The following is a 19,022-nucleotide window of genomic DNA, read 5'->3' as shown; positions in this document are numbered from 1 at the left end:
CCTTGCGATGCAGGCCTGCGCTTCTCGATTTGGCTGAGTTTGGCTAAACAGCACGCGCGGGCTTCGGCTTGATGCCGCCCGTTGCATCGCATCGGTTTCCCTGCACAAGTTCGATTGAAAGCGCAATTGCGCCGTCCTGAAGGCCGTCGCGTCGCTCTTTCCGTTCAGATCAGCGGTGCGTTTGCGCCGTCCATCGGGATGATCGCGCCCGTCACATAGCTTGCACGGCGGCTCGCGAGGAACAGCGCCACGTCGGCAATTTCCTCAGGCTTTGCGTAGCGGCCGAGCGGCATCCGGGCCTGGCCGCGCGCGAGCGCCTCCTCGTTGCCGATGCCTTGCTGCGCCGCCTCCAGCTGGACCGCTTCCTCGACCCGCTCGGTCAGCGTCGCACCCGGATTGATCGCGTTGATGCGGATGCCATAGCGCGCGTAGTAGTGCGCGAGGCCAACGGTTGCGAGCATCAGCGCCGCGTTGGCCGCGCCGCCCGCGATATGGATGTCGCTCGCGACCTTGCCGCCCATGCCGATGATATTGACGATCGTGCCCGGCTCGGCGCCGCCGTTGGCCTTTGCGCGCTGGGCCATACGGCGCAGCACTTCCTGCTGCGGATAGATATACGGAAAATACTTCGCCTCCATCGTCGCGCGAAATGCGTCGGCATCGAGTGTCTCGGGGTCGTACCGGCGCGCGGCGCCGGCGCTATTGATCAGCACGTCGATCGGGCCTACCGCGGCGCTGACTTCTTCGACGATATCGGCGGCACTATGCGGTTCGTGCAGGTCGGCACGCGTGCGATGCACGTGGAATCCTTCCTGTTTCAGTTGCTCGTAGGCGCGCGCGAGGTTGGCGGGGTCGCGCGACACGATCGCGACCTTCGCGCCTTCCTGCGCGAAGGCCCGCGCGCAGGCGAAACCGATGCCTTTGCTGCCGCCGGTAATGAGCACCACCTTATTTTTGAGTCCGAGTTCCATGGTCGTTACCCGCCGTCGAAAGAATATCGATGACGATAGCAGATCACGGCCTCAGAAGTTGCCGTTCGCGAAACGGGCGATCGGGTCGTCGCTGCTTTGCGTGGGTGCGGGCGCGCCGTGGGAAGCAGTCGACGCGCGCATCAGCTGCACGGCGCCAGCGCCGTCGGTCGGCTGTGCCTGACGGGCCTGGCGTTCCGCGATGGAAGCGGGCGGCGGTGGTTCGAATGCATCGGCGGCGGCGTCGATCGCGTCGGTTGCGGTTGGCGGGAGGACGCGGGCAGTCGTGGCGGTCTGCATCGGTTGAGCGGGTGAAGGAGCACCGCTTTCGTACATGCGTGTCTGAGCCGCCGGGACCAGCGGCGGTGCCACGGCGCCCGCCGAGCGCGCCTGCAGTTGCGCGTCGCTGAGGCCCGACGGCGGCGGCTCGAATTGATCGGTTTGCGCGACGGGCGTGCTGCCACCTGCACCGGTCGCGGGGATCGCGCCGGTAGAGGTCGATGCTGGCCGAATCGCCACCGTCGCCGCGGCGCCCGCGGCAGCGCGCTCCGTCTGCGGCGCCGCCGCCTGATAGCTCGGCGTATCGAATGGCGCGGGCGTCGCGGCCGGTCCCGCCATCCGGCGGATGCCGTCGAAACGCTTCGCCCAGTAGGGATTGGTCAGATAGTCGAGCCGCACCGTGCCGCCAGTCGATGGTGCGTTGACGAAGCGCAGTTTGCCTACGTAGATGCCGACGTGTGAATGCGCGCGTCCCGTCGTATTGAAAAAGATCAGATCGCCGGGCGCGATTTCCTCGGGCTCGACGGATTCGCCGCGCCCGCTCATCTCGGCAGTCGTGCGCGGCAGGTTCACCGACGCCGCGCGCAGCACCACGTAGCGCACGAGCCCGCTGCAGTCGAAGCCGCTGTCGGGCGTGTTGCCGCCCCAGCGGTAGGGCACGCCGACGAGGCTCATCGCCTGAATCGAGATTTCCTCGCGGCCGATGCTGTGATCGACGAAATGGGGGAAGCCGGGCGGCGGCGCGTGATAGGCGCCGTTCGCGACGACGGTGCCGCCAGACCCGCGCGAGCTCTTCTGCGGCGCGCCGGCGCAGGCGGCGAGCAGCAGGACGGGCAGCAGCGATAGGGCGAGTCGGCGCATGAAGACGGCACGGGCGGTAAGCGCCCATTTACTCACTGACGATGTCGGGATGGTAGCCGCCCAGCAAGGCTGCCGCAAGAATTGTTGATAAATTACTTGAAGTTTGTGCGCTAAGTGTTGCCTGCGGAGAACGTCGGCGCAATAAAAAAGCCGCGCCCGGAACGAACCGGACGCGGCTTGCGATGAAAAGCCGGAAAGGGACCTCCGAACGCCTAGAGAATCTCCGACGCGTAGTCAGCGAGGCGCGAGCGCTCGCCGCGCGCGAGCGTCACGTGTCCGCTGTGCGCCCAGCCCTTGAAGCGATCGACCACATAGGTCAGGCCCGAACTGCCCTCGGTCAGGTAAGGCGTGTCGATCTGCGCGATGTTGCCGAGGCAGATGATCTTCGTGCCCGGACCCGCGCGCGTGACGAGCGTCTTCATCTGCTTCGGCGTCAGGTTCTGCGCCTCGTCGATGATCAGATACTTGTCGACGAACGTCCGGCCGCGCATGAAGTTCATGCTCTTGATCTTCAGGCGCGAACGGATCAGCTCCTGGGTCGCGGCGCGGCCCCATTCGCCGGCGGCGTCGTCGGTTTTTTGCAGCACTTCGAGGTTGTCGTCGAACGCGCCCATCCACGGCTGCATCTTTTCCTCTTCAGTGCCCGGCAGGAAGCCGATGTCTTCACCGACCGGCACCGTCGCGCGCGTCACGATGATCTCGTTGTAGCGCTTGTCGTCGAGCACCTGCGCGAGGCCCGCCGCGAGCGCGACCAGCGTCTTGCCGGTGCCGGCCTGGCCGAGCAGCGTGACGAAGTCGATTTCCGGATTCATCAGCAGGTTCAGCGCGAAATTCTGCTCGCGATTGCGCGCCGTGATGCCCCACACGTTGTTCTTGTGGTGGCCATAGTCACGCAGCGTTTGCAGCAACGCGGTCTTGCCGTTCAGCTCGCGCACCAACGCATGAAACGCGGGCTCGCCGTTTTGCGGCTCCAGATAAACGAACTCGTTGACCAGCATCGAAGCGCACAGCGGACCCGTCACACGGTAGTACGTGGTGCCGGTTTTGGTGTCCTGCCAGCTTTCCATGCCCTTCGCGTGCCGGGTCCAGAAGTCTTGCGGCAGCGCGCGGATGCCCGTGTACAGCAGGTCGCTGTCCTCGAGCACCTGGTCGTTGAAGTAATCTTCGGCGGGCAGGCCGAGCGCATGCGCCTTGATGCGCATGTTGATGTCTTTCGACACCAGCACGACCTGGCGATCCGCGCGATCGCGCTGCAGCGCGCGCACGACGCCGAGGATCTGGTTGTCGGCCTTGCCTTCGGGCAGCCCTTCGACGGGCTCGATCGCGGTCAGCCGGGTCTGGAAGAACAGGCGTCCGGATGCCTCGCGGCTGCCCAGCCGCGCGAGCGAAATGCCGCCGGTGATGTCGCCCGCGTTCGCGACGAGCGCGTCGAGCGTGCGGCTCACCTGACGCGCGTTGCGCGCGACTTCCGACATCCCCTTCTTGTGGTTGTCGAGCTCTTCCAACGTCATCATCGGCAGATAGACGTCGTGCTCCTCGAAACGGAACAGGCAGCTCGGATCGTGCATCAGCACGTTGGTGTCGAGCACGAAAAGCTTCTGCACCTCGACTGGCGCGGCGCTGGTGCCGCGTTTCTTGCGGGTGGCGGCCGGGGTCGCCGCGGCGGGTGCGGCGGCTGTTTCGGCCGTGGGGTGCTTCGCGCGTGCGACGACCGGCTGCGCTGCGGCCTCGTCGTCCCCGAGCTGCGAGCGCCCGGATGGAACCGGCTGCAACAGGGCGGCGGTCTGTTTGGTCTTGCGGCCACGCGCCGGCGCGGGTTGCGCGGCGGGCGGCGATTCGACGGCGGGCACGGGCCACAACGTGGTGGCGGCGTTGGCGGCGTGCGCCATCGGGGTGGCAACATTGGCGCGGCCGTAATCGGCCGACTCTGCGGATTCCCCTTCACGCGCCTGTTTTTTCGCAGTGGAGCGCGCGGGCGTGACGGCTTTGGCCTTGTATTCGTCAGGCGACAAAAGATTGCCGAGCTTGCTGGGGGGAGTAGGCAAAGGCATGGTTTCCCTCGAAATGATCGGGTCGCATATCGTGCGCCGCCCGTCGCATTCTGACGATGCCTTCATGGGGCACCCAGTCTGCGCGAGGAGGCGCGCATTCGGTCTAGAGATGCCGGTTCGCCTGGTCTTCGATAGGCTCCTTGACGGAAGCGCGCGAACCAGTGAACGAGCGGTCGCGCGCAATTAAAAAAGCCGCCGCCCCGGTATTCGGGGCTAGCGGCTCGACGATGATGCTCGCATTGCGCCTCACGCTCGGAACGGCACCGGTGGACCCGGTCAAGCGGCCGTCAGAGCTGGCGCAGCGGAGAAAAATATGGGGTGGACAGGCACTCATTGCGGCCCAATATAACGCGCATCAAAGCGCTTGTACAGCCTCCAGAATTTCGGCGACGTGGCCCGGCACCTTGACGCCGCGCCACTCCTGGCGCAGCACGCCAGCGGCGTCGATGAGGAACGTGGAGCGCTCGATTCCCCGTACCTCTTTGCCATACATTTTCTTCATTTTGATGACGGCGAAGAGGGTGCACAGCGTTTCTTCCGGATCGGAAATCAGCGGGAAGGGCAGTTCGAGCTTGGCCTTGAAGTTGTCATGCGAACGCAAGCTGTCGCGCGACACGCCGATCACTTCCGCGCCGGCCTTCTTGAACTTCGGATACAGATCGCGGAACTGCAGACCTTCGGTCGTGCAGCCCGGCGTGTTGTCCTTCGGATAGAAATACAGCACCACCTTCTTGCCCCGCAGCTTTGACAGCGTGATTTCGCCGCCCGTCGCGGCGGCGGTGAAGTCGGGGATGGGTTGGTCGACTGCGATGGACACGAGGTTCTCCGGTGGTTGGGGTCGGCGTCGCTAGGTGCCGCGGCGTCGGCCGGTCTGTCGTCGAGGTTGTTGTTGTTCGGGGATTCGGTCGGCGTGCGGCCTTGCGGTTGCCTTGCGGCTGCCCGATCGGCAGGCCACGCGGTGAACGGGCAGGCAGCAAGCGGCGTGCTTGCCGACGACGACTTTCGCACCGCGCCGCGGCCCTTCAGGGCTGGACGATCAGTTCGCCGGAGCGCCCCGGAATCTCGCCCCACGTAACAGGGTACGATGGCAGCGTGTCGCGGTCTAGCGTGGCGTAGTAATCGCCCATCGTGGCGAACGTGTGGCCCTGCGCGCGCCAGCCTTCGAGCAACTGTTCGAATACCGGCGCGAGCTTCTGTCCTTCGAGTTCCGCGTGCAGCGTGAACACCTGGTCGTGCGGATTTTTTTCGGTTTGTTTCAGCATCCACGCGGCGACGTTGTGCGTGTCGACACCATCGACACCGAGCACTTCGTCGAGCGTCGGCAGCGTGGTCGGCATCTGCACGTGCCTGAGCGTCCTGCCGTCGACCACCGGCAGATAAGGCGAGTGGCCGCGACCATCAGACGCGTAGTGCATGCCCCACGCGTCGATCTGCTCGAACGCGTGGCCGTTCATCTGCCAGCCCGCCGCGCCGTGCGTGACGGGCGGCGTGCCGAATACCTCGATGAAGCGCGCGTGGCTCTGCTGCATTTGCGCGACGGTCCACGCGCGATCTTTGGCGCGCACGTTGTCCTGCCAGTACACGTGATCCCAGGTATGGATGCCGCACTCGAAGCCGGCTTCGTGGATCGCGCGCATCTCGGCCGCCGCCCTCGCGCCGATGTCCGGACCGGGCAGCAGCACGCCGTACATCAGCTGTTTGACGCCGTAATGCTCGACCACCGACGTGCGCGACACCTTCTTCAGAAAACCCGGCCGCAGCACGCGGCGCATCGCCCAACCGGTGTGGTCGGGCCCGAGGCTGAACAGGAAGGTGGCGCGCGCCTTGAAACGGTCGAAGATGCGCGCGAGATTCGGCACGCCTTCGCGGGTGCCGCGCAGCGTGTCGACGTCGATCTTCAGGACGATGCGAGCCAAGGATGCGCCCTTATTGCTGTTCGACGAGTGCGCGGGCGTCCGCGACGTGGCCGCGATACGCTTCGAAAATCTTGCGCAGCGCTTCGTCGAAAGTCGACGTGGGTGCCCAGCCGAGTTCCTGCTTCGTGTTGTCGATCTTCGGCACGCGGTTCTGCACGTCCTGATAGCCGTTGCCGTAGTACGCGCCCGACGACGTTTCGACCAGTTGCACTTTCTTGGCCGAGTCCGCGTATTCGGGGAATTCGGCCGCAAGTGCCAGCATCTTGTGCGCGAGCTCGCGCACCGAGAAGTTGTTGGTCGGATTGCCGATGTTGTAGATCTTGCCGGTGGCGACGCCGTTCTTGTTCTCGATGATCTTCATCAGCGCGCTGATGCCGTCGTCGATATCCGTGAATGCGCGCTTTTGCGCGCCGCCGTCGACGAGGCTGATGTTCTCGCCGCGCACGATGTGGCCGAGGAACTGCGTGACCACGCGCGAGCTACCTTCCTTCGGCGTGTAGATCGAGTCGAGGCCCGGGCCAATCCAGTTGAACGGACGGAACAGCGTGAAGTTCAGGCCTTCCATGCCGTAACCCCAGATCACGCGGTCCATCAGCTGCTTCGAGCACGCGTAGATCCAGCGCGGCTTGTTGATCGGGCCGTACGACAGCTGCGATTCTTCCGGATCGAACTGCTCGTCCGTGCACATGCCGTAGACCTCGGAGGTCGACGGAAACACGAGGTGCTTGCCGTACTTGACGGCCGAACGCACGATCGGCAGGTTCGCTTCGAAGTCGAGTTCGAACACGCGCAGCGGCTGCTTCACATAGGTTGCGGGCGTGGCGATCGCGACGAGCGGCAGGATCACATCGCACTTCTTGATGTGATATTCGACCCACTCCTTGTTGATCGTGATGTCGCCTTCGAAGAAGTGCATCCGCTCATGATTGACGAGGTCGCCGAGACGTTCGGTCTGCATGTCCATCCCGAACACTTCCCAGTCGGTCGTTTCGAGAATGCGTTTGGACAGGTGATGGCCGATAAAGCCATTCACACCCAGAATCAGGACTTTTTTCATGAATGAGATTGGATGAGCTGGGCGAATTTCGCCGGACTGACGGCAGTCTCGCCGCCATCATGCTGGTGCCGCAATTCGCGGATGTTGATTGCGCGGCCGTCGCCGCAAATTGCGAAAACGGCATTATCGCTTACGTGCAGGCCCGGGGGCAAATCCGAGCGGAGCGCGCCGGGCACGGCCAGACGCGCGCGTGCGACGATGAAACGATGGCCGTTCAGATCCGTGAAAGCGCCCGGATACGGCGGTGCGACCGCGCGGATCAGGTTGTAGACCTGCTGCGCGGACTGGCTCCAGTCGATGCGGCCGTCTTCCGGTTTGCGCCCGCCGTAGTAGCTGCCGTGCGCGAGATCGTTCGGCAGATGCGGCGCCTCGCCCGCGAGCAGCGCCGGCAGCACGCGCCAGAGCGTTTGCTCCGCGGCGACCGTGACCTTATCGAAGACCTGCGCAGCGGTGTCGTCGGGCAGGATCGGCACCGGTGTTTGCGCAATGATCGCGCCGGCGTCGGGTTTTGCGGCCATTTCGTGCAGCGTCGCGCCGGTTTCGCTCTCGCCGTTGAGCACCGCCCAGTTGGTCGGCACGCGGCCGCGATACTTCGGCAGCAGCGAGCCGTGCATGTTGTAAGCGCCCCGTGCGGCGATCGCGAGCAGATCGGGCGGCAGCATGTGGCGGTAGTAGAACGAGAAGATGAAGTCCGGCCGCGCGGCGCTCACCGCGGCGCGCAGTTCCGGGCTCTTCGGATCGGCCGGTGTGACGACGGCGATGCCGTGCTCGGCCGCCACCGATGCCACGCTGCCGAACCAGATGTTCTCGCTCGGGTTGTCTTCGTGCGTGACGACGAGCGCGACGTCGACGCCGCGCGCCAGCAGCACCTGCAGGCAGCGCACGCCGACGTTGTGATACGCGAATACGACGGCGCGCGGCTTCATGGCTGGTGTCCCTGATCGGCGACCGGCACCGGCTGCACGCCTTGCGCGACGGTCTGACGCGGCGTTTCGGCGACGGCGCCGCCGTCGCGTTCTTCGAGAATGGTCTGCACCAGATAACGCGGCCGCGCACGCACCTGCTGATAGATCCGGCCGATGTATTCACCGAGCAGGCCGAGCGCGAAGATGATCACGCCGAGCAGGAAGAAGGTGATAGCGAACAGCGTAAACACACCTTGAACTTCCGCGCCGATGATGAAGCGCCGAATCAGCAGCAGGACGAACAGCGCCGCGGAGCCTAGCGACAGGATCACGCCGATGAACGACAGCCATTGCAACGGCACCACCGAGAAGCCGGTGACGAGGTCGAAATTCAGGCGGATCAGCGAGTACAGCGAGTACTTCGACTCACCGGCGAAGCGTTCTTCGTGCGCGACCTCGACTTCCACCGGATTCTGCGCGAACGTGTACGCGAGCGCGGGGATGAACGTGTTGATTTCGCCGCAGCGGTTGATCGTATCGATGATGTGACGGCTGTACGCGCGCAGCATGCAGCCCTGGTCGGTCATCTTGATGCGCGTGATGCGCTCGCGCAGATGATTCATCGCGCGCGACGCCTTGCGGCGCCACAGGCTGTCCTGACGCTGCCGACGGATCGTGCCCACGTAGTCGAAGCCCTCGCGCATCTTCGCGACGAGCTTGCCGATTTCCTCGGGCGGATTCTGCAGGTCGGCGTCGAGCGTGATTACGATGTCGCCGCGCGACTGCTCGAAGCCCGCGAGAATAGCCATGTGCTGGCCGTAGTTGCCGTTCAGCAGGATCACGCGCGTCGTGTCGGGCCGCGCGCGGAACTGCCCGGCGAGCAGCGCCGCGGATTTGTCGCGGCTGCCGTCGTTGATGAAGATCACTTCATAACCGGTGCCGAGCGCATCGAGCGCCGGATAGAGGCGCGCGAACAGCGCGGCCAGTCCGGCTTCCTCGTTGTACACCGGAATGATGATCGACACTTCCGGTGCGACGGCGCGATGTTCCGAATAAGTCATGTCCGCTTACTTTCCGTAGTGTTCGCAAATTTCGTTGACCGCGCGGCACACGCGCTCGACGTCGCCTTCGTTCATCAGCGTGAAGAGCGGCAGCGTGACGGTGGTGGCGCCGAAGCGTTCGGCGTGCGGGAACATGCCTTCCTTGAAGCCGCGCGCGCGGTACAGGGAAAACAGGTGCAGCGCAGGGTAGTGCACGCCCGAGCCGATGCCGCGTTCCTTCAGTTCGCCCATGAAGCCGGCGCGGTCGATCGACAGTTTTTCGAGCGGCAGCGTGATCTGGAACATGTGCCAGTTGCTGTTTTCGAAGTCCGCGACGGGAAGGCCGACGCCGAGCTTCACGGCCGCGCCGCCTTCGAACTGCGCGAAGTACGCGCGCACGAGCTTCTTGCGCTGTGCGATGAAGCGCTCCAGATGCGGCAGCTGGCCGAGGCCGACGCGCGCGGCGACGTCGGTCAGGTTGTACTTGCCGCCGAGCACGTCGCAGTCCATGCCGTCGAAACCGGTGCGCGTGATGCCCTGCAGCCGGTATTTTTGAGCGAGCACCGCTTCTTCCTCGTTGTTCAGCACGAGCGCGCCGCCTTCGACCGAGGTCAGGTTCTTGTTCGCGTGGAAGCTGAACGACACGATGTCGCCGAGCTTGCCGATGCGCTCGCCGTTCCAGGTCGAGCCGAACGCCTGCGCGGCGTCTTCGATCACGCGAAGCTTGTGCTCGCGGGCGATCGCGTACAGACGGTCCATGTCGACCGGCAAGCCGGACAGGAACACCGGCAACAGTGCCTTGGTGCGCGGCGTGATGGCTTTTTCGAGCAGATCGAGATCGATGTTGCGCGTGACCGGGTCGATGTCGGCGAACACCGGCGTCGCGCCGGTTTCGAGGATCACGTTGCAGGTCGACACCCAGGTGGCCGGCGTCGTGATGACTTCGTCGCCGGGACCGACGCCGGCGATGCGCAGGCCGATTTCGAGCGTCGCCGTGCCGGAATTGAACGTGCGCACCGGGCGGCCGCCGCAGAACTCGGACAGCGCTGCCTCGAACTTCTGGTTCTGCGGGCCGGTGGTGATCCAGCCGGAACGCAGCACGTCGGCGACGCCCTGGATCGTTTCCTCGTCGATCTCGGGCTTGACAAACGGCAAAAACGGGACTTGTGACTGGCTCATGAATGCATCGCTCGATTGAAAGGGGCGCGGCCCGACGGGCGCGAAGTAAACCACAAACTACGCGCAAACCCAAGGCCGCGGCGGAAAAAACGCAACCGTGCAGCTTACCGCGCCCTACCTTACGTCAGGCTTAGGCGGCTCGTGTGCCGCGCGGGTTCCTGCGCGAGGCCCGGCGCCTAGCTGCGCGCGAGCACGACCACGCCGACCAGAATGATGCCGATGCCGACCAGCTTCTGCACCGACATCACTTCGCCGAACAGGTACCACGCGGCGATCGCGTTGACCACGTAGCCAAGCGACAGCATCGGATACGCGATCGACACGTCCACACGCGAGAGCCCGATGATCCATACCGCCACGCTGATCACGTAGCAGGCGAGCCCGCCGATGATCGGCGGCTGGGTTGCCAGCTTGAAGCCGATGGGCAGGATGTTCGCACGGGTGAATTCGAAGTGTCCAACGGCATTCGTGCCGGCCTTGAGCAGCAGCTGCGCGCCGGCGTTCAGCGTGACGCCGGCGAGGATGCAGAAGAGGGAAATCGGGTTCATCGAACGGTCTGGTTCTCGAGAGGATTAGGGCTTTGCCGCGGGCGTGGAGGCGGGGGCAGCGGCGGCGGGAGCCCCGTCGGCGAGCGGCTTCATCACCACCACGCGACGCGGATCGCGCGCGATCACCTGCATCGGCACGCCTTGCTTGACGAGGCGCTCGTAGGTCGGCGGCGGGATCAGCGCGAGCGCGTAGCGATCGGCCTTCCAGCGCTCGATCCACGCTTGTTCCGTCGGTACCCATTTTTGCGGCTCGACGGACACGCCGAACGCGAGCTCGTCCGGGTGCGCGACCATGATCATCGTGTGGCCGATGTAGAACGGCAGCGTGTGGTCGAGCACGCCGACCGAGTAGAACGGCGTGTCGGGCGGCAGTTGCGCGAGTTTTGCCTTGATCGCGGGCGCGAGCGGCGCGCCGGAGCTCAGGCGTCCGAACACGTCGTGGCCGGTGCCCGCGATCGTGGCGAGCAGCAGCCAGCCCGCGCCGAACGCGGCGAGGCTGCCGAGGCCGACCCGCGCGTTGGCGCCCACGCCATCCTCGCCGCGGCGGTTCAGCCACAACGCGACCAGCGTGAGCACGAAAGCCACGGCCAGCCCGGCGAGCACCCACACGCGGAATTCGGCGTACAGCGCGGCTGGATTACGCTGGGAGCCGAGGCGCGGCAGGAACAGCGCCGCAAACGCGGCGACCACGAAAAACAGCGCGTAGCCCGCCAGATGCCGGCGCAGCTGCTCGCGCGTGACGAGCGGCAGGTACATGCCGATCAGCATCGCGATCGGCGGCGCGATCGGCAGCGTGTAGGACAGCAGCTTCGAGTGCGACGCGCTGAAGAACAGGAAGATAAAGACGATCCACGTGAGCATCAGCGTGACCGGCGCGAAGCCGTTCGGCTGGCGCGGCTGACGCCACGCGTGGCGCACGCTTTGCACGGTTACCGACAGCCACGGCAGGAAGCCCACCAGCAGCACCGGCACGAAGTAGTAGAACGCGCCGGGGCGATTCTGCTCGGGCGTCAGATAGCGCTTGAACTGCTGGACGACGAAGAAGAAGTTCAGGAATTCCGGATTGCGCTGCTGCACGAGGACGAACCACGGCGCGACGATCGCGAAAAAGACGATCAGGCCGCTCACCAGGTGAAGCCGCTTCCACAGCGCCCAGTCGCGCGCGATCAGCGTGTAGAGCACCAGCACCGCGCCCGGCAGGATCAGTCCGACGAGGCCCTTGGAGAGCACCGCCAGCGCCATCGACGCCCAGCACACCCACATCCAGCCGCGCACGCACGGGAGGCGCAGGTTCGGGCGCTGCGCGAGCAGCAGCGCGCACAGCGTGAGGGTCATCCAGAACGACAGGCCCATGTCGAGCGTGTTGAAGTGGCCCATCAGGTTCCAGTACGGCGCGCAGGCGAGCACGAGCGCCGCGAACACGCCGGTCGCTGCGTTGAACACGCGCGCGCCGGTGAAGCCGATCAGCAGCACGCCGGCGAAGCCCGTCAGCGCGGTATAGAGGCGCGCCTGCCATTCGCCGATGCCGAACCACGCGAACGTCAGCGCGTTCGCCCAGGTTTGCAGCGGCGGCTTCTCGAAGTACTTGTAGGCGTTGTAGCGCGGCGTGATCCAGTCGCCGGTCAGGAACATTTCGCGCGCCATTTCGGCGTAGCGGCCTTCGTCGCTCGGCAGCAGATGGCGCCAGCCGAGCGGCACGAACCAGATCACGGCGAGAACCAGCACCAGCAACAGGATTGCGGTGCGGTTGAGCGGTAGCCTCGACGGCGTATCGTTCATGAAATATCAACCCTTCTTGTTATCGACGACGCGCGCACCGGCGCGGCGCGGGGGCCAGAACGGGGCCGGCGCCGGCGCGGGCTCGCGCGGGATGCGCCGGCGCCGGGCCCGCTCAGGCTTCGATCAGCAACGCGGCCGCGACCTTGCGGCCCTCGGCCATCAGAATGTTGTAGGTGCGGCAGGCGGCCTTGAAGTCCATCGTTTCGACGCCGATGCGTTTCGCGGTGAGCGCGGCGGTCAGCCGCGGGTGCGGAAAGCGCAGCCGCTCGCCACTGCCGAACACGACCACTTCGGGCGCGGCGTCGACCAGCATCGCGAAATGCTCGGCGCTCAGCCGCTCGAACGACGAGACGGGCCAGGGAATGACCGGCGCGTCCGGCAGCACGAGAATACTGCCCGCGTGACGCACCAGATTGATTTCGACGTAGTCGGCGCCGTAGCCGGTAACGGTATTCAGCGCGCCGCTGGAATCCTGATGTAATTTCAAATTGGTTTTCCGAAGTCGTCGTGAGACGTCATGCGTATTACCGGCCTGGATGCACGTCGCACAGGCGGTGCGGTTCGACGCGTGTGACGCACGAGAAGGCCGAAAAGGCTTGCCGTTGCGAGTGGTGCATTGCGGAAGTCGGCCAAAATCCGCTAAATTATAACTTTTTGTGCGACGCGAGTCGCATCGACTGGACGGCGAAAGCCGTCCCATTGGTGGCACCTTGTGGCCACCCCTTGTGTAGCAAGCGAAACCGAGCGCCGTCTGGCTTGGAATTGCGGCCTTACACGCTCGCAGGTCTTAGGACCCACGAGCGTAATTGCATTGACCTGATTTCCGTCAGGTTCCGCCCGGTTAGCGGCCTCACCTCCGCTAACAAGGCGGATTGGGGTATGTGATTTTAAGGTATGTCGAGCGCAAGCTCGGTGTGTCATTGTTCCAGCCCGCGGCTTAGTGCGGGACAGGGAACCTGCTGTACGACCAGCAGTAGCCTAGGAGAACATGCGTCACTGGTAACGGTGGGGTGTGAAGCTTCTCTGACAACGTAGCCCCCGGATGGTTTTCGGGCGACTGCTTGCCGTGAGGTAGGCATTCGGAGACTCCCAGCAGCAAGGGGGTCGAGGAGCTAGGCTGGCTGATAGGGTTAATGTAAGTGAACTGCTGTTAAACCTCGTTAATAATGCAGTGCCAAAGCTGCTGATAGGCACTAACCAAAAGGTGTGCGGTCGGTCAATCCGCTAGAAGGTCGGATTGCGTCGTCGTTGGACCGTCGGGGAATAGGCAGAACCTACGTCAGTCGTGTGACATGCCGGGAACGCGGTAAGCCCGTATCGTTGCCAGCGCGGTTTGGCTGGCAGGTGGACCGTAAGGAACGCTGTTGACGGTGCGGGTATGGGAGGACGGAAAAAGCGAATGCCGGGCTGTAATGGTCCGGATAGGGGTTGGGACATTATCCCACGCGAAAGCGGGCAGACTTCCGTCTGGTCTACCGTCGCAAGATGGCTGACAGACCTTGATGCTTTGGTAGACACGGGCGTTCGCGCTCGTGAGTCGTACATGGATGACATGTGGGCGCATGCGGCCACATTTGTTCAACTGTTGTTCCCCAGCGGGGTGTGTCTACCCCGTTGGGGAAGATGCGCCTTCTGCTGCGGGAATGATCAACCCAAGGTAGGAGAGCAGCATGAAAGTATCCGTCCGAAAGGATGGATCTGCGCTTTCCCACGTGCCTGACAACTGGTACGCCGTAGATTGGCGTCGGGTCGAACGGAACGTGAGAGGGATGCAGATTCGAATTGCGAAGGCGACGCGGGAAGGTGACTGGCGCAGGGTGAAAGCCCTGCAACGGATGCTGACCCGCACGTTGTCCGCAAAGTTGTATGCGGTACGACGTGTTACGCAGAACCAAGGTGCGCGAACGGCGGGAGTCGATCGCGAACTGTGGGATTCGCCTGAAAGCCGATGGGAAGCCGTCGGCAGGTTGAAGCGGCGCGGATACAAGCCTCTGCCATTATGGAGAGTCTTTATCCCCAAGGCCAATGGGAAGGAGCGCCCTTTGGGCATTCCGACCATGCGGGACCGGGCGATGCAAGCCCTGTATCTGCTGGCACTGGAGCCGGTGTCGGAATCGACGAGCGACCCGAACTCCTATGGGTTCAGGATTAACCGCTCGACTGCCGATGCCATGTCGCAGATATTCGTCGCTATGTCCCAGAAAGGCTCTGCCAAATGGGTATTGGAAGCGGATATCAAAGGCTGCTTTGACTGGATCAATCACGACTGGTTGATTGCGAATGTCCCAATGGACAGAAGCATTCTGCGGAAGTGGTTGAAAGCTGGCCTGATTTATAAAGGGCAGCTACAGGCGACTGAGGCCGGTACGCCACAGGGAGGAATTATCTCCCCGACGTTGGCTAACGTGACGCTGAACGGGCTGGAACGTGAACTGAATTCGCACCTCGGTGCGAAGCTAGGGATTGCAAAAGCCAAGAAGCTGAAAGTGAATTTGGTGCGGTACGCGGACGATTTCGTCATCACCGGTGACTCGAAAGAGGTGCTGGAGAGCGAAGTCCAGCCTTGGGTGGAAGCATTCCTTGCTGTTCGGGGACTGCGACTGTCGGAGGAGAAAACGCGCATCACCCATATTGATGACGGTTTCGATTTCCTTGGGTGGAATTTCCGGAAATACTCGGGAAAACTGCTCATCAAGCCGAGCAAGAAAAACGCGCAAGCGTTCTATCGCAAGGTGTCGGAAACGATCAGCGGCAACAAGACGGTGAGGCAGGAGGATCTGATCCGGCTGCTGAACCCGATGTTACGGGGCTGGGCGCAATATCACAGTCCCGTCGTGGCCAAACAGGCGTACAACCGCATGGAGTATCTGGTTTTTCGGAGACTCTGGTGGTGGTCTAAGAGGCGGCATCCGCAAAAGAACGCCCGGTGGGTGGGACAGAAGTATTTCCGCTCAGTTGGCGAACGTCAGTGGGTGTTCGCTGCTCCTGTGGTTTGGAAAGACGGTAGCAAGGGGCTATTTGAGCTATACCAGATCAACGGTACGGTTATCAAACGGCACAAGAAGGTGAAAGGGGACTACCACCCCTTTGATCCGACGTGGGAGCAGTATGGCGAGCAGTTGCGTCAGGAACGCATGCGGGAATCCGTGCGGTACCGGAAGCAATGGGCGACGCTATTTATGTCACAGAGCGGGTTGTGTGCGCACTGTGGTTGTGCTCTGACGGACGACACCGGCTGGCACGATCATCATCTGGAATATCGGATGCATGGCGGGTCGGACGCGTTGTCCAACCGGGTACTGCTTCACCCGCACTGCCACCAGCAAGTGCACGCTGGTAGACTTGTAGTAACGAAGCCGGTCCCGTTGTAAACGGGGCATTGTTTGTAGGCTCGAGCTGTATGCGGTGAAAGTCGCACGTACAGTTCCAAGGGGGCCCCTTTTCCGAGAGGAAAGGGGGCTACCCTACAGCCGCCTTGCGGCGCCCCTCGCTCAAGTGCCGCCACAAGCCGCGCTGGGCGCATCGGCGTGGTCCACCGGCTACCTGTGCTGGCATCGCCCGCTTTCGCTGCGTTTTTTTCCGCGCCGGAACCCGGAAAGCTGCGGCTACTCGACAGTTCGACCCCATTTCGCAGTTGGCCGCCTTCGGTGGCGCCGCCGCGTCCGAATTCCCGTATCGGTGAATCCGAGCGGCCCGGTGACGTCAGCCGGGCCCCGTTTGCCCAAGGTTTGCCCCAGCCATCAACCAGGATGAAGTGCCCGCCGTGAAACCGATTCTCAAATCCAACAAATTGTTGAATGTCTGCTACGACATTCGCGGGCCCGTCCTCGAACACGCGAAGCGGCTCGAAGAAGAGGGCCACCACATCATCAAGCTGAACATCGGCAATCTGGCGCCGTTCGGTTTCGAGGCACCCGATGAAATCATTCAGGACATGATCCTGAACCTGCCCAGCTCGTCGGGCTACTCCGATTCGAAGGGCGTGTTCGCCGCGCGCAAGGCGATCATGCACTACACGCAGCAAAAGGGCGTGCACGGCGTCGAGCTCGACGACATCTACATCGGCAACGGCGCGTCCGAGCTGATCGTGATGGCGCTGCAGGGCCTCGTCAACGACGGCGACGAAGTGCTGCTGCCCGCGCCTGACTACCCGCTGTGGACCGCCGGCGTGAGCCTCGCGGGCGGCACGCCGGTGCACTACATCTGTGACGAGTCGAATAGCTGGATGCCCGACCTCGACGACATCCGCGCGAAAATCACGCCGAACACGCGCGCGCTCGTCGTGATCAACCCGAACAACCCGACCGGCGCGCTGTATTCGGACGAACTGCTGCTCGGCCTGATCGAGATCGCGCGCCAGCACGGCCTCGTGATCTTCGCCGACGAGGTGTACGACAAGATCATCTACGACGGCAAGAAGCACACGTCGATGGCGTCGCTGTCCGAAGACGTGCTGACCGTCACCTTCAACAGCCTGTCGAAGAGCTACCGCTCGTGCGGCTACCGCGCCGGCTGGATGGCCATTTCGGGCCTGACCGGCGAGAACCGCCGGCTCGCGAAAGACTATCTGGAAGGGCTCGGCATCCTCGCATCGATGCGGCTGTGTCCGAACGTGCCCGGCCAGTATGCGATCCAGACCGCGCTCGGCGGCTATCAGAGCATCAACGACCTGATCGTGCCGAGCGGGCGCCTGTACAAGCAGCGCGAGCTCGCGTATGAGATGCTCACGGCGATCCCCGGTGTAAGCTGCGTGAAACCGGAAGCGGCGCTGTACATGTTCCCGCGCCTCGACCCGAAGGTGTATCCGATCCAGAACGACCAGCAGTTCATCCTCGACCTGCTGCTCGAAGAGCGCGTGCTGCTCGTGCAGGGCACCGGCTTCAACTGGAAGACGCCGGATCACTTCCGCGTCGTGTTCCTGCCGAACGTCGACGACCTCGCGGATTCGATCAACCGGATCGCGCGCTTCCTCGATGGCTACCGCAAGCGTCACACAGCCTGAGCCGGCCTCGCGTACGATGTGGCGCGTGACGCGGCGCATCAGGCGCGCCGCTCGTGCCACCCCAGACACCCTTTTCAAACCTCTAATAGAAACACACGCTGCATGGAACCGATCAAAGTTGGACTGCTGGGCTTCGGCACGGTAGGCAGCGGCACCTTCACGGTACTGCGCCGCAATCAGGAAGAAATCAAACGTCGCGCGGGTCGCGGTATCGAGATTGCGCGTATCGCCGTGCGCAACCCGGCCAAGGCGACCGCGGCGCTCGGCGGCGAAGCCGGCAGCGTCGCGCTGACCGATGACTTCCACGCGGTCGTCGACGATCCGTCGATCGCGATCGTCGCGGAAATGATCGGCGGCACCGGCATTGCGCGCGACCTCGTGCTGCGCGCGATCAACAACGGCAAGCACGTGGTCACCGCCAACAAGGCGCTGCTCGCCGTACATGGCACGGAGATTTTCGAGGCGGCGCGCGCGAACGGCGTGATGGTCGCGTTCGAAGCGGCGGTGGCGGGCGGCATTCCGATCATCAAGGCGCTGCGCGAAGGCCTGACGGCGAACCGTATCCAGTACATCGCCGGCATCATCAACGGTACGACGAACTACATCCTGTCGGAGATGCGCGACCGCGGGCTCGATTTCGCCACCGCGCTGAAGGCCGCGCAGGAACTCGGCTACGCGGAAGCGGACCCGACCTTCGACATCGAAGGCGTCGACGCCGCGCACAAGGCGACGATCATGAGCGCGATCGCGTTCGGCGTGCCGGTGCAGTTCGACCGCGCGTACGTGGAGGGCATCAGCAAGCTCGCCGCGATCGACATCAAATACGCCGAGGAACTCGGCTATCGCATCAAGCTGCTCGGCATCACGCGGCGCACCGACAAGGGCATCGAACTGCGCGTGCATCCCACCCTGATTCCGGAAAAGCGCCTGCTCGCGAACGTGGAAGGCGCGATGAACGCGGTCGTCGTGCATGGCGACGCGGTCGGCACGACGCTGTACTACGGCAAGGGCGCGGGCGCGGAGCCGACGGCGTCCGCGGTGGTTGCCGATCTGGTCGACGTGACGCGTCTGCACACGGCCGACCCCGAGCACCGCGTGCCGCATCTGGCGTTCCAGCCGGACAGCCTGTCGAACACGCCGATCCTGCCGATCGAAGAAGTCACGAGCGGCTACTACCTGCGCCTGCGCGTCGCCGACGTGACCGGCGTGCTCGCCGACATCACGCGCATTCTGGCGGACACCGGCATTTCGATCGACGCGCTGCTGCAGAAGGAATCGGAACTCGTCGACGCGAACGGCAAGGGCGAAACCGACATCCTGCTGATCACGCACGAGACGGTCGAAAAGCAGGTCAACGCCGCGATCAAGTCGATCGAGGCGCTGCAGACCGTCGTCTCGCAAGTCACGAAGCTGCGCATGGAAGCGCTGAACTAGGCC

At 63.8% G+C, this 19,022-nt stretch carries 15 protein-coding genes; 3 read left to right on the top strand and 12 right to left on the bottom strand.

Translation table 11 applies throughout. The features are described from left to right. Positions 1 to 164: 164 nt before the first annotated feature. From G5S42_RS21760 to G5S42_RS21705, 12 genes are all read right to left on the bottom strand, one after another. On the bottom strand, positions 165 to 971 hold the full coding sequence (locus tag G5S42_RS21760; RefSeq protein WP_176108681.1) for an SDR family NAD(P)-dependent oxidoreductase: 807 nt from the start codon (positions 969 to 971) through the stop codon (positions 165 to 167). Between the two features lie 51 nt (positions 972 to 1,022). Beyond that, entirely contained in the window at positions 1,023 to 2,108 is a 1,086-nt protein-coding gene (locus G5S42_RS21755; RefSeq protein ID WP_176108680.1) for a C40 family peptidase, read from the bottom strand. Positions 2,109 to 2,320: 212 nt separating this feature from the next. Further along, positions 2,321 to 4,159, bottom strand: coding sequence for a PhoH family protein (locus tag G5S42_RS21750; protein ID WP_176108679.1), 1,839 nt, complete (start codon positions 4,157 to 4,159; stop codon positions 2,321 to 2,323). Between the two features lie 355 nt (positions 4,160 to 4,514). Beyond that, positions 4,515 to 4,976, bottom strand: coding sequence for a peroxiredoxin (locus G5S42_RS21745; protein ID WP_176108678.1), 462 nt, complete (start codon positions 4,974 to 4,976; stop codon positions 4,515 to 4,517). A 205-nt stretch (positions 4,977 to 5,181) separates the two neighbouring features. Continuing rightward, a complete protein-coding gene (locus G5S42_RS21740) occupies positions 5,182 to 6,075 on the bottom strand; it encodes a polysaccharide deacetylase family protein (protein ID WP_176108677.1) in 894 nt (297 codons plus the stop codon). Positions 6,076 to 6,085: 10 nt separating this feature from the next. Next, a complete protein-coding gene (locus G5S42_RS21735; RefSeq protein ID WP_176108676.1) occupies positions 6,086 to 7,132 on the bottom strand; it encodes a bifunctional UDP-4-keto-pentose/UDP-xylose synthase in 1,047 nt (348 codons plus the stop codon). Further along, positions 7,129 to 8,058 carry a formyltransferase gene (locus tag G5S42_RS21730; RefSeq protein ID WP_176108675.1) on the bottom strand — a complete coding sequence of 310 codons (930 nt, stop codon included), beginning with the start codon at positions 8,056 to 8,058 and terminating at the stop codon, positions 7,129 to 7,131. The genes G5S42_RS21735 and G5S42_RS21730 overlap by 4 nt, the downstream gene beginning before the upstream one ends. After that, entirely contained in the window at positions 8,055 to 9,098 is a 1,044-nt protein-coding gene (locus tag G5S42_RS21725) for a glycosyltransferase (RefSeq protein ID WP_176108674.1), read from the bottom strand. The genes G5S42_RS21730 and G5S42_RS21725 overlap by 4 nt, the downstream gene beginning before the upstream one ends. A 6-nt stretch (positions 9,099 to 9,104) precedes the next feature. Beyond that, positions 9,105 to 10,256, bottom strand: a complete 1,152-nt coding sequence (locus tag G5S42_RS21720) for a DegT/DnrJ/EryC1/StrS family aminotransferase (protein ID WP_176108673.1) — start codon at positions 10,254 to 10,256, stop codon at positions 9,105 to 9,107. A gap of 176 nt (positions 10,257 to 10,432) precedes the next feature. Next, positions 10,433 to 10,804, bottom strand: a complete 372-nt coding sequence (locus tag G5S42_RS21715) for an SMR family transporter (protein WP_013089326.1) — start codon at positions 10,802 to 10,804, stop codon at positions 10,433 to 10,435. Positions 10,805 to 10,828: 24 nt separating this feature from the next. Next, entirely contained in the window at positions 10,829 to 12,583 is a 1,755-nt protein-coding gene (locus tag G5S42_RS21710; protein WP_176108672.1) for an ArnT family glycosyltransferase, read from the bottom strand. A 112-nt stretch (positions 12,584 to 12,695) separates the two neighbouring features. Then, on the bottom strand, positions 12,696 to 13,070 hold the full coding sequence (locus G5S42_RS21705) for an Mth938-like domain-containing protein (RefSeq protein ID WP_176108671.1): 375 nt from the start codon (positions 13,068 to 13,070) through the stop codon (positions 12,696 to 12,698). 1,183 nt (positions 13,071 to 14,253) lie between these two features. Between G5S42_RS21705 and ltrA the strand changes: the two genes are divergently transcribed. The 3 genes from ltrA (at position 14,254) to G5S42_RS21690 (ending at position 19,019) form a co-directional block, all read left to right on the top strand. Next, the gene (gene ltrA / locus G5S42_RS21700; RefSeq protein ID WP_176108670.1) at positions 14,254 to 15,954 is read left to right on the top strand and encodes a group II intron reverse transcriptase/maturase; all 1,701 of its coding nucleotides are present in this window, start codon (positions 14,254 to 14,256) and stop codon (positions 15,952 to 15,954) included. A gap of 383 nt (positions 15,955 to 16,337) precedes the next feature. Then, positions 16,338 to 17,585 (top strand): pyridoxal phosphate-dependent aminotransferase, encoded by a 1,248-nt coding sequence (locus tag G5S42_RS21695; protein ID WP_312883589.1) that lies wholly within the window; start codon positions 16,338 to 16,340, stop codon positions 17,583 to 17,585. 102 nt (positions 17,586 to 17,687) lie between these two features. Next, the gene (locus G5S42_RS21690) at positions 17,688 to 19,019 is read left to right on the top strand and encodes a homoserine dehydrogenase (protein ID WP_176108668.1); all 1,332 of its coding nucleotides are present in this window, start codon (positions 17,688 to 17,690) and stop codon (positions 19,017 to 19,019) included. Positions 19,020 to 19,022: the final 3 nt, after the last annotated feature.

It is taken from the genome of Paraburkholderia youngii (assembly GCF_013366925.1).
GTDB lineage: Bacteria > Pseudomonadota > Gammaproteobacteria > Burkholderiales > Burkholderiaceae > Paraburkholderia > Paraburkholderia youngii.
This window is presented reverse-complemented; position numbering and strand designations above follow the sequence as displayed.

Coding starts and splice junctions, on each gene's coding strand:
- G5S42_RS21730 (WP_176108675.1), bottom strand. CDS start 8,058: ATGAAGCCGCGCGCCGTCGTATTCGCGTATCACAACGTCGGCGTGCGC.
- G5S42_RS21755 (WP_176108680.1), bottom strand. CDS start 2,108: ATGCGCCGACTCGCCCTATCGCTGCTGCCCGTCCTGCTGCTCGCCGCC.
- G5S42_RS21715 (WP_013089326.1), bottom strand. CDS start 10,804: ATGAACCCGATTTCCCTCTTCTGCATCCTCGCCGGCGTCACGCTGAAC.
- G5S42_RS21735 (WP_176108676.1), bottom strand. CDS start 7,132: ATGAAAAAAGTCCTGATTCTGGGTGTGAATGGCTTTATCGGCCATCAC.
- G5S42_RS21690 (WP_176108668.1), top strand. CDS start 17,688: ATGGAACCGATCAAAGTTGGACTGCTGGGCTTCGGCACGGTAGGCAGC.
- G5S42_RS21760 (WP_176108681.1), bottom strand. CDS start 971: ATGGAACTCGGACTCAAAAATAAGGTGGTGCTCATTACCGGCGGCAGC.
- ltrA (WP_176108670.1), top strand. CDS start 14,254: ATGAAAGTATCCGTCCGAAAGGATGGATCTGCGCTTTCCCACGTGCCT.
- G5S42_RS21725 (WP_176108674.1), bottom strand. CDS start 9,098: ATGACTTATTCGGAACATCGCGCCGTCGCACCGGAAGTGTCGATCATC.
- G5S42_RS21750 (WP_176108679.1), bottom strand. CDS start 4,159: ATGCCTTTGCCTACTCCCCCCAGCAAGCTCGGCAATCTTTTGTCGCCT.
- G5S42_RS21720 (WP_176108673.1), bottom strand. CDS start 10,256: ATGAGCCAGTCACAAGTCCCGTTTTTGCCGTTTGTCAAGCCCGAGATC.
- G5S42_RS21710 (WP_176108672.1), bottom strand. CDS start 12,583: ATGAACGATACGCCGTCGAGGCTACCGCTCAACCGCACCGCAATCCTG.